Source organism: Pseudomonas petroselini, from assembly GCF_045037875.1.
Lineage (GTDB): Bacteria > Pseudomonadota > Gammaproteobacteria > Pseudomonadales > Pseudomonadaceae > Aquipseudomonas > Aquipseudomonas petroselini.
The window spans coordinates 3,560,806-3,576,267 of sequence record NZ_CP173614.1 but is presented as its reverse complement, the minus strand read 5'-3'; the positions used below and the strand labels follow the sequence as shown (position 1 = coordinate 3,576,267).

Below are 15,462 nucleotides of genomic sequence, written 5' to 3'. Positions count from 1 at the left end.
GCGAAGTAACATCGCAAAAACCGCTTTTTCAATGATTTAAACCTAGTTACTACATCTGTTCAGCCAACGCTGAATACTTACTTACGCGAAACGAGTGTTGCCTCACCTTCATTCGAACACGTAATAACATCACCCGCCTTGCAGTAACCTCCTACCGGGTAGTTCAGATCAACTCGAATATATTTACTCAGCGATTCACCTATGAGCACACCACCACGCCTGACCTGATACCAGGCTCGCGCCGAGCCGTAGTTTCGCATCGGCACAATTTTATCTTCATAGGGCTTGACCGTGACATTCAACCCATTTGCCAGATCATTGTAATTATTGAAGCTTTGACTTTCAGCGTATCTCGAACTTTCAATAACCGGTGGTGCCCAGTTATTACTTGAATAACCTTCCCAGAAGAACCTTACAACATCATTAAGCTCAAATTGATGACCGGGTCCTATAGACCACTCAACACCATAAAACACCTCAGGCTTAGAGCAACAGCTCAAATAAGCAGCCGCCCCTACCAATGTATGTTTCAGCACAGGCGCTGGGAAAGAAATCAGCGTACCTGTATTAACATTCACAAACGTGTTATCCGATTGCTGATCATTCACCCCATTACTGGTGGTGTAATACACCGGTAATGCCGGATTGATGACCCCCTCCATCACGGCCCAGGGAATCACAGTGGAAAACACCAACTGCCCTTCCACATCGCCTGGCTGGACGGTGTAGGTCGCAACCGGCCCAACGCCGTTCCAGAAGAACCGCAGGAGCTGGCCCGTCAGCGGGTTTTCGTAAAGCCGCACGCGGGCGCGGGCCCCTGCCGGATTGTCATCATGGTTGACGACGTTCGGGGTGTTTGAAACAAGCCCCCTCACCTCCGCCACCGGCAGATCCAGATTGAGCAATGCCGGCGCATTGGCGTGGTCCTGCCCGGCGATGGTCAGATTGACATTGACAGGTATTGCGAAGGACGGGAAAGGCGGCAGGCTGCCGCGGATAATCTCGTAGCGCACTGGCACGGTTTCCGCCGCCAACGGGTCGGTCAACGGCCCACGTAGCACCGCCCAATCAATCGGCACGTCAGTGGGGAAGCCAAAGACTTCCTGGGTCGGCGTGGCACGGCCCTTCCAGTACACGCGAACCTGATCCCCTGGCGCCCAGTCGGTGTAGCTATTAACCCTGACAAAGATGCCGGCCCTGGCATCTTCACGATTGATTAATGAATCAAAGTAACGTTCAGGCGGGAAGATTTCTGGTAAAGGTCGTGGCCCCGGCAATGGGATCAGCGCCAGCTGGAATGGCAAACCGGCACTGAGGTCACTGAAGTTGCCGGCCCTGTCAAAAATCCGATGAAAAATATAAGCAGGGCCATTGGACAGCGCGCGAAACTTATCTGCCGACAGATAGGCGATCAACGGGTCGCTACTCGACGCCCACTCATAAGTTCCATCCTCACCGGCAACCGGCGGGTTGGGCAAGTTGGACAGGTAAAAATGAATAACATCGCCGTCATTTCGGCCCGTATAAGGCGGAACGTGAAACGCGACCGGGTCGTTGTTCTGCAGATAGGCCTCACCCACTGCTGGTGAGGGAGGAACCACAAACTCAAGGTGATCCGCAGGGTTCAATAACTGCGGCTCATCCATGTCGACAGTCAGTGTTCTCTTAGGGTCCAGTACGGTGATCCCACCGAATGAATCCGTGACGGAGTAATACAATTCAACAGGACCCGATTGGGCTCGCAGTACGACCAATGGAATAAACATCACATGTTCAAGTGGCAGCGCGGGTGGCGGCGCGTTGACCGTCTTCGAATCCTGGTAAACCACGCTGCCCCCCCTGGCCCAATAAATGGTCAGGATATGAGGGGTATCCAGCGGTTCAGGCGGCGGTCCCCACTGGGGAATCCGAACTTCCAGTGGCGCGAGCATCCGCGCGGCCGGTATCAACCCGGTGGGGTCCAAGGGGTCGACGCCTGGAATGTCCATCGGATCGAGTGCCAGCACGCCGTTGGGGTTCGGTGTGTAAGCCCCAGCGCTGATGCCTGTATTGGAATTGGCCGGCATGACAACGTCCTCAACATTGCTACGAAAAAAGAACCAGCAATCGAGAAAAGGCTGGTCAACGGTTGAGGAAATTAAATACTCAATCACTTGCGCCCGATACTGTCAGAACTCATAGGTAGCATCGGCCGCTGGTCGGATTTCAATCGATGAGGCGGGAGACGTTCACGGTTTTTTCTTGACGACTTATTTCGTATGGTGTTTCCTGAAACCGGTTTCAGGCTGCTCCAGCATTCGTCTATTCCAATAAGAAAGGCCCGCCCTCGTGACCACTTTTTCCGCTGCCCAACGCAGCCGCGTGACCATGCTTGACGTCGCCGAACGCGCCGGTGTTTCCAAGGCCAGCGTGTCACGCTTTATCGGCGACGACCGCGCCCTGCTCTCGGATGCCATTGCCCTGCGCATCGAGCAGGCCATCGAACAACTCGGCTACCGCCCCAACCAGATGGCCCGTGGCCTCAAACGTGGGCGCACCCGCCTGATCGGCATGCTGGTGGCCGATATCCGCAACCCCTATTCCATTGCCGTGATGCACGGTGTCGAAACCGCTTGCCGTCAGCACGGCTACAGCCTGGTGGTGTGCAATACCGACCGTGATGACGAGCAGGAGCGCCAGCACCTGGCGGCACTGCGTTCGTACAACATCGAAGGGTTGATCGTAAACACCCTCGGTCATCACCTCGACCAATTGCTGGAACTGCAACGCGAGATGCCCCTGGTGCTGGTGGACCGCAAGGTAGAGCCTCTGCACAGCGACTTGGTGGGTCTGGATAACCCGGCGGCGGTGCGCATGGCCGTGGAGCACCTGGAGCAACAGGGTTATCGCCATGTGCTGCTGGTGAGCGAAGCCCCCGATGGCACCAGTTCGCGCTTGGAGCGCCTGGACAGTTTCAAGGCCGAGATTGCTCGCCGCCCAGCACTGACCGGTGCGGTGCTGGAACTGGATGGCGAATTGGAAAATCGCCTGGAAACCTTTCTCGCCAATGCCGGCCCCAAGGCCCTGTTTTGCGCCAACGGCGTGGCGGCGCTGACTTGCACCCGTGCCCTGAAAAACCTGGGCTGCAACCTGTTCGATGACGTCGGCCTGATCGCCCTGGATGACCTTGATTGGTACCCGTTGGTAGGCAACGGCATCACCGCCCTCGCCCAGCCGACCGAGGCCATCGGCGCCACCGCGTTCGACTGTTTGCTCAAGCGCTTGCGCGGTGACACTGAGCCGACCCGCACCTTGGATTTCTTGCCACGACTCATCATCCGAGGCTCAACCCAACCCCCGGCTCCCATCTGTTGATTTTTCGCACAAAAATGAAACCGGTTTCAGAGGTAAACAACAATGCATAAGTACCCCGTCTCCATCAGCCTTTCCAGCTACGGCGCCGACCTTGTCCGCCAGCAGGGCCAATTGAGTTTTGTCGCGCTGCTGACGGCCGCAGGCGCCCAACGTATCGAATGGCGTGAAGAATTGCTGAGCGTCGAACACCCCCACGAACTGGCCCAGGCCGCTGCCGAGCAGGGTTTGGAGTCGGTGTTCTCATCGCCCCTGGAACTGTGGGTCGCCGGCCGCGCCCAACCGAATGCCGAGCTCGCGGCCACCCTGGATCGGGCGCAGGCGTTCGGCTCGCGCTGGTTGAAAGTCTCCCTCGGCTACTTCACCGACACCAATGACCTGGAAAGCCTGCACGCCCTGCTCAACCGCCACCCCGTCCGACTGTTGGTGGAGAACGACCAGACCTTGCACGGCGGCCGGATCGAGCCGATGCAGCGTTTCTTCACCGAAGTCGAGCGCCTCGGTTTACCGGTGAAGATGACCTTCGATATCGGCAACTGGCAGTGGCAGGACCAGTCCGCCCTCACCGCCGCGCGCCTGCTGGGACGGCATGTGGACTACCTGCACTGCAAGGCCGTGGCGCGCCGCGCGGACGGCAAGCTGGTCGCGCTGCCGCCTGGCGCCACCGACCTGCATCTGTGGGAACAACTGCTCAAACACATGACTCAAGGTATTACCCGGGCGGTGGAATTTCCGTTGCAGGGCGATGACCTGGTCGCGGTCACCGCGCAGCAAGTTGCCGCCCTCGCCCTGCTGGGCCAACCCCGTGCGGAGAATGCGCATGTCTGAGATCGATATCCTCTCGTTTGGTGAAACCATGGCGATGTTCGTCGCCGAGCACACCGGCGACCTCGCCCAGGTCGGGCAGTTTCACAAACGCATTGCCGGGGCCGACAGCAACGTCGCCATCGGCCTGTCACGCCTGGGCTTCAACGTGGCCTGGCTGAGCCGGGTGGGCAATGACTCCCTCGGGCGTTTTGTGGTCGACACCCTGAGCAAGGAAGGCCTGGACTGCCGACATGTGGCGGTCGACCCGTTGCACCCCACCGGTTTTCAGCTCAAGTCCCGTGAAGACGCCGGAGACGATCCCCAGGTGGAGTATTTCCGCAAGGGTTCGGCGGCCAGTCACTTGTCCGTTGCCGCGATCAGCCCAGCCTTGCTGCAAGCCCGCCACCTGCACGCCACGGGCATTCCGCCGGCGTTGTCCGAGGCGACACGCGAATTGTCCGTCGAGCTCATGACGCAGATGCGCAAGGCCGGGCACAGCGTGTCGTTCGACCCCAACCTGCGGCCATCGCTGTGGGCCAACCAACAGACGATGATCCGCGAAATCAACGCCCTCGCCGGCCTGGCCGACTGGGTCCTGCCGGGGCTGGGCGAAGGCCGTTTGCTCACCGGTCTCGATGACCCGGCCGACATCGCCGCGTTCTACCTCGACCAGGGCGCCGAAGCCGTGGCGATCAAGCTCGGCCCGGACGGCGCCTACTACCGCACCCAGATGGACCAAGGCTTTGTCGCCGCCGTACGCGTGGAAAACGTGGTGGACACGGTCGGCGCCGGCGACGGTTTTGCCGTGGGCATGATCAGCGCCCTGCTGGAAAACCTCAGCTTCCGCGAGGCGGTACAGCGCGGCAACTGGATCGGCAGCCGCGCCGTGCAGAGCCGCGGCGACATGGAAGGCCTGCCCAAGCGTTCAGAGTTACCCAGTCGATCCGTTGCATAACTCACACCCTGTTGCCACAACTACAACAAGCTCAGGAGCAACCCCATGGACACCGTGAAACTCGCCACCCGCCGTTGGTGGTACATCATGCCCATCGTTTTTATCACCTACAGCCTGGCGTACCTGGACCGCGCCAACTACGGCTTCGCCGCCGCCTCCGGGATGGCCGAAGACCTGATGATCACCCCCGGCATGTCGTCATTGCTGGGGGCGCTGTTCTTCCTCGGTTACTTTTTCTTCCAGGTGCCGGGGGCGATCTACGCGCAAAAGCGCAGCGTGAAAAAGCTGATTTTCGTCAGCCTGATCCTCTGGGGCGGCCTGGCCACCCTGACCGGTGTGGTCTCCAACGCCTACATGCTGATCGTGATTCGCTTCATGCTCGGCGTGGTCGAAGCCGCGGTGATGCCGGCGATGCTGGTGTACCTGTGCCACTGGTTCACGCGTGCCGAACGTTCGCGCGCCAATACCTTCCTGATCCTCGGCAACCCGGTGACCATGCTGTGGATGTCGGTGGTCTCGGGCTACCTGGTGCAGCATTTCAGCTGGCGCTGGATGTTCATCATCGAAGGCCTGCCGGCGGTGCTGTGGGCGTTTATCTGGTGGAAGCTGGCCGATGAGCGTCCAAAGGATGCCAAGTGGCTCAGTGACAGCGAAAAGCACAACCTGGAAACCGCCCTGGCCGCCGAACAGGTGGGCATCAAGGCGGTCAAGAACTACGCCGAAGCCTTCCGCTCGCCCAAGGTCATCATCCTGGCGCTGCAGTTCTTTTGCTGGAGCATCGGCGTGTATGGCTTTGTGCTGTGGCTGCCGTCGATCCTCAAGGCCGGCTTGCAGATGGACATGGTCGAGGCCGGCTGGCTGTCGGCGCTGCCTTACCTGGCGGCGGTGATCGGCATGCTGCTGGTGTCGTGGGGCTCGGACAAGCTGCAAAAACGCAAACGCTTTGTGTGGCCGCCGCTGCTGATCGCCTCCATCGCGTTCTATGCCTCTTACGCGCTCGGCGCCGAACACTTCTGGTGGTCCTACACCTTGCTGGTGATTGCCGGCGCGTGCATGTACGCGCCTTACGGGCCGTTTTTCGCGATTGTGCCGGAAATCCTGCCGGCCAACGTCGCCGGCGGCGCCATGGCGCTGATCAACAGCATGGGCGCCCTCGGGTCGTTCGGCGGCTCGTACCTGGTGGGTTACCTCAATAGCAGCACCGGCTCGCCCGGCGCTTCGTACCTGCTGATGAGCGGCGCGTTGATGCTGTCGGTGGTGCTGACGATTTTTCTCAAGCCCGGCGCCAGTGACCGCACGCCGGAGCCAAACCTGGAATTGAAGGTAAAGACCGCATGAAAAAGTCTGCCGTGTTGTACAAAAAACTCTCCGCGCCGCTGATGGCCCGCCTGCATGAACAGGCCGAGGTCACGCTGATTGAAGCGCTGGACGACACCGGCCTGGCAAAACTGCGCGATGCCCTGCCCATGGCCCAGGGCCTGCTGGGTGCCAGCCTGCGCCTGGATGCCAAATTGCTGGACCTTGCGCCCAAACTGGAGGCCGTGGCCAGCGTATCCGTGGGGGTCGACAACTACGATATCGATTACCTGACAGCGCGCGGCATCCTGCTCAGCAACACCCCGGACGTGCTCACCGAAACCACCGCCGACACCGGCTTTGCCTTGATCCTGGCCACTGCCCGCCGCGTGGTCGAACTGGCCGATATGGTGCGCGCCGGCCAGTGGAGCAAGAACATCGGCCCGGCGCATTTCGGCAGCGACGTGCATGGCAAGACCCTGGGCATCATCGGCATGGGCCGCATCGGCGAAGCCCTGGCCCAACGCGGGCATTTCGGATTTGGCATGCCGGTGATTTACCACAGCCATTCGCCCAAACCGGCGGTGGAGGCGCGTTTTGGCGCGCAGTACCGCAGCTTGAACGACGTGCTGCAACAGGCCGATTTTGTCTGCCTGACGCTGCCGCTCACCGCGCAGACCGAGAAGCTGATTGGCGCCGATGAGTTCGCGCGGATGGGCCCGGAAACGATCTTTATCAATATCTCGCGGGGCAAGGTGGTGGATGAAGCTGCGCTGGTGGAAGCGTTGCAACAGCGCACGATCCGGGCGGCGGGGTTGGATGTGTTTGAGAAGGAACCACTGGATCACGATTCGCCGTTGTTGCGCTTGAACAATGTGGTGGCCACGCCGCATATCGGCTCGGCCACCCATGAGACGCGCGAAGCGATGGCCACGTGTGCGGTAGATAATCTGTTGCAGGCGTTGGCCGGGGAAAAACCGAAGAACCTGGTCAACCCGCTCGCCTGGAAACACTAACGCCTGACACACCACAAAACACATGTGGGAGGGGGCTTGCTCCCGATGGCAGTGTGTCATTCAGGCGTTTGCTGACTGACACGCCGCCATCGGGAGCAAGCCCCCTCCCACATTTCTTAACCGCCCGTCACAGTGACTCAGATCACAAACCGCGCCACCATCGCATTCAAATCCACCGCCAGCCGCGACAGCTCATGGCTGGCCGCGCTGGTCTGGTTGGCACCCGCCGCCGACTGGGTCGCCAGGTCGCGGATGTTCACCAGGTTGCGGTCAACTTCACGGGAAACCTGCGCCTGTTCTTCCGACGCGCTGGCAATCACCAGGTTGCGTTCGTTGATCAGGCTGATGGACTGCGTGATCTGCTCCAAGGCGACGCCGGCGGCGCGGGCCATTTCCAGGGTGCCCTGGGTGCGCTGGTTGCTCTGTTGCATGGACTGCACGGCTTCACCGGTGCCGTTCTGGATACCGGCGACCATTTTCTCGATCTCCTGGGTCGACTGCGCGGTGCGATGGGCCAGGGCCCGCACTTCGTCGGCGACCACCGCAAAGCCGCGACCGGCTTCACCGGCACGTGCCGCTTCGATGGCGGCGTTGAGCGCCAGCAGGTTGGTTTGCTCGGCAATCGCGCGGATCACGTCCAGCACTTTGCCGATGTCACGGCCTTGGGTGGCCAGGCCTTCGATCATCGCCGCCGTGTTCTGCACGTCCAGGGTCATGGTCTGGATCGCGCCAACGGTTTCCATCACGCGGTCGCGGCCTTCGCGCGCAGCTTGGTTGGACTGCCCGGAGGCTTCGGAAGTCGACACCGCATTGCGTGCCACCTCCTCCACGGCCGCCGTCATTTCGTTGACCGCCGTGGCCGCCTGGTCGATTTCATTGTTCTGTTGCTGCAAGCCTTTGGAGGCCTCTTCGGTGACCGCGCTCAGCTCTTCAGCCGCAGACGCCAACTGGGTGGCCGATCCGGCGATGTGCTGGATGGTCTGGCGCAAGTTGGCTTGCATAGTGGACAAGGCACTGAGCAACCGCGCCGGTTCGTCCTTGCCGTCGTCTTCGATGGTTTTGCTCAGGTTGCCACCGGCGATGGTTTCGGCCACTTCCACGGCTTTGCGCAGTGGGGTGACGATGCTGCGGGTGAGCAACCAGGCCAGCAACACGGTGAGCAATGCGGCGGCCACCGAGACCACGATGACGCCGGTGATGGCGCCCTGGTAACTCTGCCCGGCTTCAGCGTCGGCTTGCTTGGCATCCGCCGCATTGAGGGCGATCAGTTTGTTCAACTGCTCGCCCATCTGGTCGGTGCCGTCCTTGATCCGTGTATTGATCAAGGCGCGCATTTCATCCACCTTGCCTTGCTTGGACAGCACCAGCATATCGGCCTGGGCCTTGAGGTAGTTGTCCAGGGTGGTGACAAACGTCTTGTACAACGCCACCTCCTCCGTCCCCATAGGCAACGCCGCATAGCCGGCCTGGGCGGTTTTCACCTTGTCCGCCAGCACGCCGATGCGGGTTTCGGCTTCCTGCAGGCCGGCGGGTTCGCGGTTGACCAGTACACGGAACGACAGGATGCGCAGGCGCAATACGTTTTCCGTGATGTTGCCGAGGAAGGTCACGCTAGGCAGTTGCGTGGCGCTCATGTCCACCGAGGACTGACGGATCTGCGTCATGCGGTTGACCGCAAACACCCCCAGTAAAATCACTAACAACGCAATGAAGGCGAAACCGAGAAACGCTCGAGGGGCGATATTCAGCTGACGGAGGGACATAGGCGGGGTGCTCTCAGAAATTGTGTTTGCGAGCGTCCCTGCCGCGAAACGATCCGTCAGCGTCAACGCGCTGCCCAGACCTTGGTCACCACTGTTGTCATTGGTATGTGGGCCTATAAGCGTTATCGGCCGGGCCTTGGATTTTGCGCAGGGGGTTTATAAATATTTATTTACACTTCTGAGCATAGGCAGTTTCTGGCATCCTGCGCCTCCCTTTTCTGACCCGAGCCCGCATTTTGTCTGACGCTCAAGCCCCCCGCCCGCGCTATAAATCCGACCTGATCTACGGCCTGGAAGACCGCCCGCACTTCACCGCGGCGGTTTTTGCCGCGTTGCAGCATGTGCTGGCCAGTTTTGTCGGCATCATCACCCCCACGCTGATCGTCGGTGGCGTACTCGGCCTGGAAAGCGAAGTGCCGTACCTGGTGAGCATGGCGCTGTTTGTGTCGGGGCTCGGCACCTTCGTGCAGGCGCGCACGTTCGGTCCGATCGGCTCCGGGTTGCTGTGCCTGCAGGGCACCAGTTTTTCCTTTATCAGTGTGATTCTCAGCGCGGGCTTCATGGTCAAGGCCCGCGGCGGCGGCACCGATGAGATCCTCTCGACGATTTTCGGCATCTGCTTTTTCGCCGCCTTTATCGAAGTGGCGCTCAGCCAGTTCATCGGCAAGCTGCGCAAGCTGATCACCCCGGTGGTCACCGGCACCATCATTACCTTGATGGGCTTGTCGTTGATCAAGGTGGCGGTCACCGACATGGCCGGCGGCTTTGGCGCCAGCGACCTCGGCGCCGCGAGCAATATGGGGCTGGCGGCGCTGGTGCTGCTGACGATCGTGGTGCTCAACCGCTTCAACAACCCGTTCCTGCGCCTGGGTTCAATCGTGATTGGCCTGACGTTGGGTTTCGTCGTGGCCTGGCTGCTGGGCCGTGTGGACATGGCGGCGTTGCCGCAGGTGCCATTGATCAGCGTGCCGGTGCCGTTCAAGTACGGTTTCTCGTTCGACTGGGTGGCGTTTATCCCGGTGGCGGTGATTTTCCTGATCTCGCCCCTGGAAGCGGCCGGTGACCTGACCGCCAACTCGATGATTTCGCAGCAGCCGGTCAAGGGCCCGCTGTACATCAAGCGCATCAAGTCCGGCCTGCTGGCCGACGGCCTCAACTCAGCGATGGCCGCCACCTTCAACAGCCTGCCGATGGTAACCTTCGCCCAGAACAACGGCGTGATCCAGTTGACCGGCGTGGCCAGCCGCTACGTGGCGTACTTTATCGCCGGCCTGCTGGTGCTGCTGGGCCTGTTCCCGATGATCGGCGCGGTGCTGCAACTGATGCCCAAGCCGGTGCTGGGCGGCGCCACGTTGATCATGTTCGGCACCGTGGCCGTGGCCGGGATCAAGATCCTCGCCGAAGCAGGGCTGCACCGGCGCAATGTGCTGATCGTGGCGATCTCCCTCGGCATGGGCCTGGGTGTCGCCGCCGTGCCGGAAGTGCTGCGCGAGCTGCCCAAGGCGCTGCATAACATCTTTGAATCGCCGATCACCGTGGGCGCGTTCTGTGCAATCCTGCTGAACATTTTCCTGCCGGAAGAGTTCATAGAGCTGGAAGAAGATGAATTTGATCCGGAGTCCTCTACCCTCAAAGTCATGCAGGACCCGGACGTCACGAAATAGGAGCACTTTTAGATGCGCAAGCTCATGGTTCTATCGCTGTTGCTGCTGACCCTGAGCGCCTGCGCCCTGTTCCCCAACCGCGACCCGGTGAACATCAACGTGGTGGGCATCGAGCCCCTGCAAAGCCAGGACCTGGAAGTACGCTTCGCCGTGAAGCTGCGGGTGCAGAACCCCAATGAAACGGCAATCGACTACAACGGCGTGGCCCTGGACCTCGAGGTCAATGGCCGGCCGCTGGCGTCAGGTGTGAGTGATCAGAGCGGCTCCATTCCACGCTTTTCCGAGACGGTTCTGACGGTGCCGGTCAGTGTTTCGGCATTCTCCGTGTTACGTCAGACCCTGGGCCTGAGCCAGACCCAAAGCTTGAACAACCTGCCCTACGTGCTGCGAGGCAAACTGGCGGGCGGGCTGTTCGGTACGATGCGCTTCGTCGACCGTGGCACGCTGGACCTACCGAACACCGCGACGTGGTAAAGCCGCCTGAATAAGCGATAAATATCAAAAGCGGTTGAAAGGGGAGAAAGTAACCTGTGGCGAGGGAGCTTGCTCCCGTTGGGCCGCGAAGCGGCCCCGGCTCTTTACTTGAAAGACTGGGACTGCTGCGCAGTCCAACGGGAGCAAGCTCCCTCGCCACAGGTACACTATTCGCCCTTAACTGACGGGCATCAGGGCTCACCCACCTCCCACATTTCGACCGTGTGTCAGTCAGTGATAGAGCGCACGCCCGGCTTGGCGCGCTCATCCACGACCAACTCGAACACATCCGGCCGGGCGTAGTGGCCCACCACGTCATAGTCGTAGCGCGCACGCACCAGGTCATCCGTATTGATCTGTGCCGTCAGCAGCCCGGCTTCGCCCTGCAACGGTCCGGCGAGGATGTCGCCCATGGGGCCGATGATCACGCTGCCACCAGCGATCAACGGGCGCTCAGCCGGCCAGTTGGCAACCTCGACGCCCAACGCCTGCGGCGATGCCTGCACCTGGCACGCACTCACCACAAAACAGCGGCCTTCATGAGCGACATGGCGCATGCTCACTTGCCACATCTCGCGCTCGTCCACGGTCGGCGCGCACCAGACCTCTACGCCCTTGGCGTACATTGCCGTGCGCAGCAGCGGCATCATGTTTTCCCAGCACACCGCACCGCCGATACGCCCCACCGCCGCGTCGATCACCGGCAACGTCGAGCCATCGCCTTTGCCCCAGATCAACCGCTCGGTGCCGGTGGGCATCAGCTTGCGGTGCTTGGCCACCAAGCCACCGATGGGTTCGAAGTACAACACCGTGCAGTAGAGGGTGCTGCCGCTGCGCTCGATCACGCCGAGTACCAGGCTGGCGCCGGTACGGGCGGACAAACCGGCCAGCGCCTCGGTCTCCACGCCGGGTACGTCGATCGCGTTGGCAAAGTAGCGCGCATAGGCTTCGCGGCCTTCGGGCAGGCGATAACCCAGTTGCGTGCCGAAGCTTTCGCCTTTGGGATAGCCACCGAGCAGCGCCTCGGGCATCACCACCAATTGCGCGCCACTGCGCATTATCTCCGCCTCGTAGCCGAGGATTTGCGCCAAGGTCTCGGCCTTGCCACCCGGCAACGCGCCTATCTGTAAAGCGGCCACAGTAGAAACAGGCATCACACACACTCCGAATAATAGGGTTGCCCATTCTCCGGCGAGCCTCGATCATGAATAAAGCCCACTTCAATGCTGAATGATATGAGCCACATGAATATCGCAAACGTTGACCTGAACCTGCTGAAGACTTTCGAGGCCCTGCACGATGAGTCCAGCGCCAGTCGCGCGGCGCTGCGCCTGGGTGTGACGCAATCGGCGATCAGTGCCGGCCTGCGGCGTTTGCGCGATGTGTACGGCGACCCGCTGTTTGTGCGCACCGGCCGGGGCCTGGCGCCGACCTTGCGCGCCAATCAGTTGAAACCGGTGATCAGCGAAGCGCTGGACCGTTGTCGGCAAAGCCTGGCGATGATCGATCCACAAACCCAGCACTATCAGGGCCGCTCCGTGGTGGTAGGGTTGTCGGATGATTTCGAGATCGCTTACGGCCGCCGACTGATGGAGGCCATCGCGCAGCGCCTGCCGAAACTGCGAGTGATTTTCCGTCAGACCCACAGCCAGATCGTCGGCAACGCCCTGCTTGATCGCAGCCTGGATATGGCGATCACGGCGGGAGGTTTTGCCGAACGCCGGCTGAGTCGGCGGGTGCTGGGAGAAGGCGATTACGCTTGCCTGGTCGACCCCAACAGCCTGGCGCCGGGCCAGCAAGGCATCAGCCTGGACGAGTTCGTGGCACGCGAGCATGTGCTGGTGTCGTCAGGCGGGTTTGTCGGGATTACCGATGAGGGGCTCGCGGCGCTGGGGCTGAGCCGCCAGGTGTGTGCGTCGACCAGCCACTTTGCCGCGCTGGCGTTTCTGCTCAAGGGCAGCCAGGCAGTGGCGACCATTCCGGGGCATGCCGCCGAGGCCATCGCCAGCCTGACAGGCTTGCGCACACTGCCCTGCCCGCTGGCACTGCCGCGTTACCCGGTGGAACTGGGGTGGCTGACCCAGGCCCAGCTGGATCCGATGTTGCTCAAAGTGCACGAGGCGATTGTCGCCAGCTTTACTTCGCCGCCGCCATCAACTTGTTGACCTCACTGCGCACCATGTTGGAGAACTCCGGCGGCGACATGCCGTCCAGCTCCGCACGGACCCATTCGGCCCACTTGCCCTTGCGTTTGGCACGCTCGCCGAACAACCGCGCCGCCTCACCCTTGGCCTTGCCCAAGTTGGTTTGCCACAGGTCGTAGAGACGGGACTTTTCATCTTCCAGCTCGGCGCGTTCGGCGAGGGTCTTGTTGGCCAGATTGAAGCTCATGTTGAATTACCTGCTGCACAAATAGGCGACATCTTACACTGTAGGTCGAAATTTCTTGATTCGGATTGCAGCTGAAAAGGCTGCCGGGCAAAAAAACTGCAACTTTTGCCTCAGCCCGAGACTCCATTGTTCACTGCCACCTTTACCTGCAAGGAGTCACACAATGGCCCGTAAATCTGCCGCGCAAGCCGTCGAAGAACAAATCAAGGATCAAGCGTTCAGTGAGCTGACTGCACTGATCGAGGAATCGGACAAACTGCTCAAAAGCAGCGCCTCCCTGGTGGGCGAAGAAGGCGAAACCCTGCGCGAGCAGGTCGCCATCAAGCTCAAGCAAGCCCTGGACTCGGTGTCCAATGTGCGCGAGCGCAGCAAGCCTGTGGTCGATGCGACCGAAACCTACATCGGTGGCCATCCATGGCAGACCGTGGCCATTTCCGCAGGCTTTGGCCTAGTGGTCGGCCTGTTGTTGGGCCGCCGTAACTGATCCACGTTTACCCGCGAGGGTGCCGCCCGGCGCCCTCGCGATCATTTGCATCATTCCCCCGCCAATCGGTACAAGTTCGCCACGTCTTCGGCGCCAATGGCGATCCCGTTTTCCTTGGATTTTTCTCGCTGGCGATGACGTCGGTCACCCGGCAGACGCTTGAGCCCCACGCCGTGCATCTGGCGCACCAATTCCTGGCTGCGTTCGGCAAAGCCCTGCCCGGCCGATTTGCTGGGATCGATCAGAATCACCAGCTGTCCGGTCCACGGCGTCTTGGCGCCTGGGTGGCCTGACCAATCAAATTCGAACGAAAAATTACCCCCGGTCAGCGCTGCAGCCAGCAGTTCGACCATCATCGACAACGCCGAGCCTTTGTGCCCGCCGAAGGGCAGCAAGGCGCCCCCCTCAAGGATGGCTTTCGGGTCTTGGGTGGGCTGGCCGAGGCTGTCCACGCCCATGCCCGGTGGCAAACGTTCGCCCTTGCGCGCGGCGATCTGCACGTCGCCGTGGGCGATTGCGCTGGTGGCCAAGTCGAACACCAGCGGTGGCCCGTCGGCACGGGGCGCAGCGAATGCAATCGGGTTGGTGCCAAACAGCGGCCGGTCGGCGCCATGCGGCACCACGCAGGTCATGCTGTTGACCACGCTGAGCGCGACAAGGCCTTCTTCGGCAAACGGCTCGACATCCGGCCAAAGGGCGGCGAAGTGATGGGAGTTTCGGATCGCCAGCACCGCAATCCCGGCGCTGCGTGCCTTGTCCACCAGCAGCGCGCGCGCGGCGTGCAGCGCCGGCTGGGCAAAACCATTGGCCGCATCGACCCGCACAAACCCACTGGCGACGTCTTCAACGATGGGCACCGCCTTGCCGTTGACCCAACCACTGTCCAGCGTCGACACATAACCGGGGATGCGGAACACCCCATGGCTATGGGCACCGTCGCGCTCGGCGTTGGCGCAGTTTTCGGCCAATACCTGGGCCACTGTTTCAGAGGTGCCGTGCCGGATAAAGATCCGCCGCAACAGCTGGGTCAACTGCGCACTGCTGAGCCGCGTGAGCGAAGGTTCTTGGTCCAAAGGCGATGCTGACATCTGTAGCTCCCGTTTAATTATTGGAATCGGCAACTGCGTACGAACAATCGGCACCCTCGATTAAACAGGGTTTCCCTCGCGGCTGTCGACCACCGCGCGCCGCGCGCACCAGACATATCTACTGCCGGGCCGCTGTACCGCGCTTTAGCCTCAAGACTCACCGGACGGGGCCG

Annotated in this window: 14 protein-coding genes; 9 read left to right on the top strand and 5 right to left on the bottom strand. The window is 61.1% G+C overall.

The window, feature by feature from the left end; genetic code table 11:
* Positions 1-77: 77 nt before the first annotated feature.
* Positions 78-2,066, bottom strand: a complete 1,989-nt coding sequence (locus ACI512_RS16425) for a hypothetical protein (protein ID WP_236379734.1) — start codon at positions 2,064-2,066, stop codon at positions 78-80.
* Positions 2,067-2,328: 262 nt separating this feature from the next.
* Here ACI512_RS16425 and ACI512_RS16420 point away from each other — a divergent pair, with 262 nt between their 5' ends.
* From ACI512_RS16420 to ACI512_RS16400, 5 genes are read left to right on the top strand one after another with little or no spacing between them, the layout of a single operon-like run.
* Positions 2,329-3,354 carry a LacI family DNA-binding transcriptional regulator gene (locus ACI512_RS16420; RefSeq protein ID WP_329615456.1) on the top strand — a complete coding sequence of 342 codons (1,026 nt, stop codon included), beginning with the start codon at positions 2,329-2,331 and terminating at the stop codon, positions 3,352-3,354.
* Between the two features lie 42 nt (positions 3,355-3,396).
* On the top strand, positions 3,397-4,179 hold the full coding sequence (locus ACI512_RS16415; protein ID WP_064053826.1) for a sugar phosphate isomerase/epimerase: 783 nt from the start codon (positions 3,397-3,399) through the stop codon (positions 4,177-4,179).
* Positions 4,172-5,113, top strand: coding sequence for a sugar kinase (locus tag ACI512_RS16410; RefSeq protein ID WP_231809725.1), 942 nt, complete (start codon positions 4,172-4,174; stop codon positions 5,111-5,113). The genes ACI512_RS16415 and ACI512_RS16410 overlap by 8 nt, the downstream gene beginning before the upstream one ends.
* Positions 5,114-5,158: 45 nt before the next feature.
* Positions 5,159-6,451 (top strand): MFS transporter, encoded by a 1,293-nt coding sequence (locus tag ACI512_RS16405; protein ID WP_064053828.1) that lies wholly within the window; start codon positions 5,159-5,161, stop codon positions 6,449-6,451.
* Positions 6,448-7,425: an NAD(P)-dependent oxidoreductase gene (locus ACI512_RS16400; RefSeq protein WP_236379733.1), complete on the top strand. Its 978-nt coding sequence runs from the start codon at positions 6,448-6,450 to the stop codon at positions 7,423-7,425. Before ACI512_RS16405 ends, ACI512_RS16400 begins: the two co-directional genes overlap by 4 nt.
* Positions 7,426-7,562: 137 nt before the next feature.
* Here the strand turns inward: ACI512_RS16400 and ACI512_RS16395 are convergent, their stop codons facing one another.
* Complete coding sequence (locus ACI512_RS16395) at positions 7,563-9,188, bottom strand: methyl-accepting chemotaxis protein (RefSeq protein ID WP_064053830.1); 1,626 nt, start codon at positions 9,186-9,188, stop codon at positions 7,563-7,565.
* A 236-nt stretch (positions 9,189-9,424) separates the two neighbouring features.
* Between ACI512_RS16395 and ACI512_RS16390 the strand changes: the two genes are divergently transcribed.
* The gene (locus tag ACI512_RS16390) at positions 9,425-10,852 is read left to right on the top strand and encodes a nucleobase:cation symporter-2 family protein (protein ID WP_012723898.1); all 1,428 of its coding nucleotides are present in this window, start codon (positions 9,425-9,427) and stop codon (positions 10,850-10,852) included.
* Between the two features lie 12 nt (positions 10,853-10,864).
* Complete coding sequence (locus ACI512_RS16385; protein WP_012723897.1) at positions 10,865-11,326, top strand: LEA type 2 family protein; 462 nt, start codon at positions 10,865-10,867, stop codon at positions 11,324-11,326.
* Positions 11,327-11,553: 227 nt separating this feature from the next.
* Here the strand turns inward: ACI512_RS16385 and ACI512_RS16380 are convergent, their stop codons facing one another.
* The gene (locus ACI512_RS16380) at positions 11,554-12,480 is read right to left on the bottom strand and encodes a carbon-nitrogen hydrolase family protein (RefSeq protein ID WP_236379731.1); all 927 of its coding nucleotides are present in this window, start codon (positions 12,478-12,480) and stop codon (positions 11,554-11,556) included.
* A gap of 90 nt (positions 12,481-12,570) precedes the next feature.
* On the opposite strand from ACI512_RS16380, the gene ACI512_RS16375 reads away from it, so the two are divergent.
* Positions 12,571-13,491, top strand: coding sequence for a LysR family transcriptional regulator (locus ACI512_RS16375; RefSeq protein WP_236379730.1), 921 nt, complete (start codon positions 12,571-12,573; stop codon positions 13,489-13,491).
* Here the strand turns inward: ACI512_RS16375 and ACI512_RS16370 are convergent.
* The gene (locus tag ACI512_RS16370) at positions 13,463-13,717 is read right to left on the bottom strand and encodes a hypothetical protein (protein WP_003190904.1); all 255 of its coding nucleotides are present in this window, start codon (positions 13,715-13,717) and stop codon (positions 13,463-13,465) included. The genes ACI512_RS16375 and ACI512_RS16370 overlap by 29 nt on opposite strands.
* Before the next feature lie 163 nt (positions 13,718-13,880).
* Between ACI512_RS16370 and ACI512_RS16365 the strand changes: the two genes are divergently transcribed.
* On the top strand, positions 13,881-14,201 hold the full coding sequence (locus ACI512_RS16365) for a YqjD family protein (protein ID WP_010172915.1): 321 nt from the start codon (positions 13,881-13,883) through the stop codon (positions 14,199-14,201).
* Between the two features lie 50 nt (positions 14,202-14,251).
* Here ACI512_RS16365 and ACI512_RS16360 read toward each other — a convergent pair whose 3' ends face one another.
* Positions 14,252-15,289 (bottom strand): Ldh family oxidoreductase, encoded by a 1,038-nt coding sequence (locus tag ACI512_RS16360; RefSeq protein ID WP_236379729.1) that lies wholly within the window; start codon positions 15,287-15,289, stop codon positions 14,252-14,254.
* Positions 15,290-15,462 lie beyond the last annotated feature (173 nt).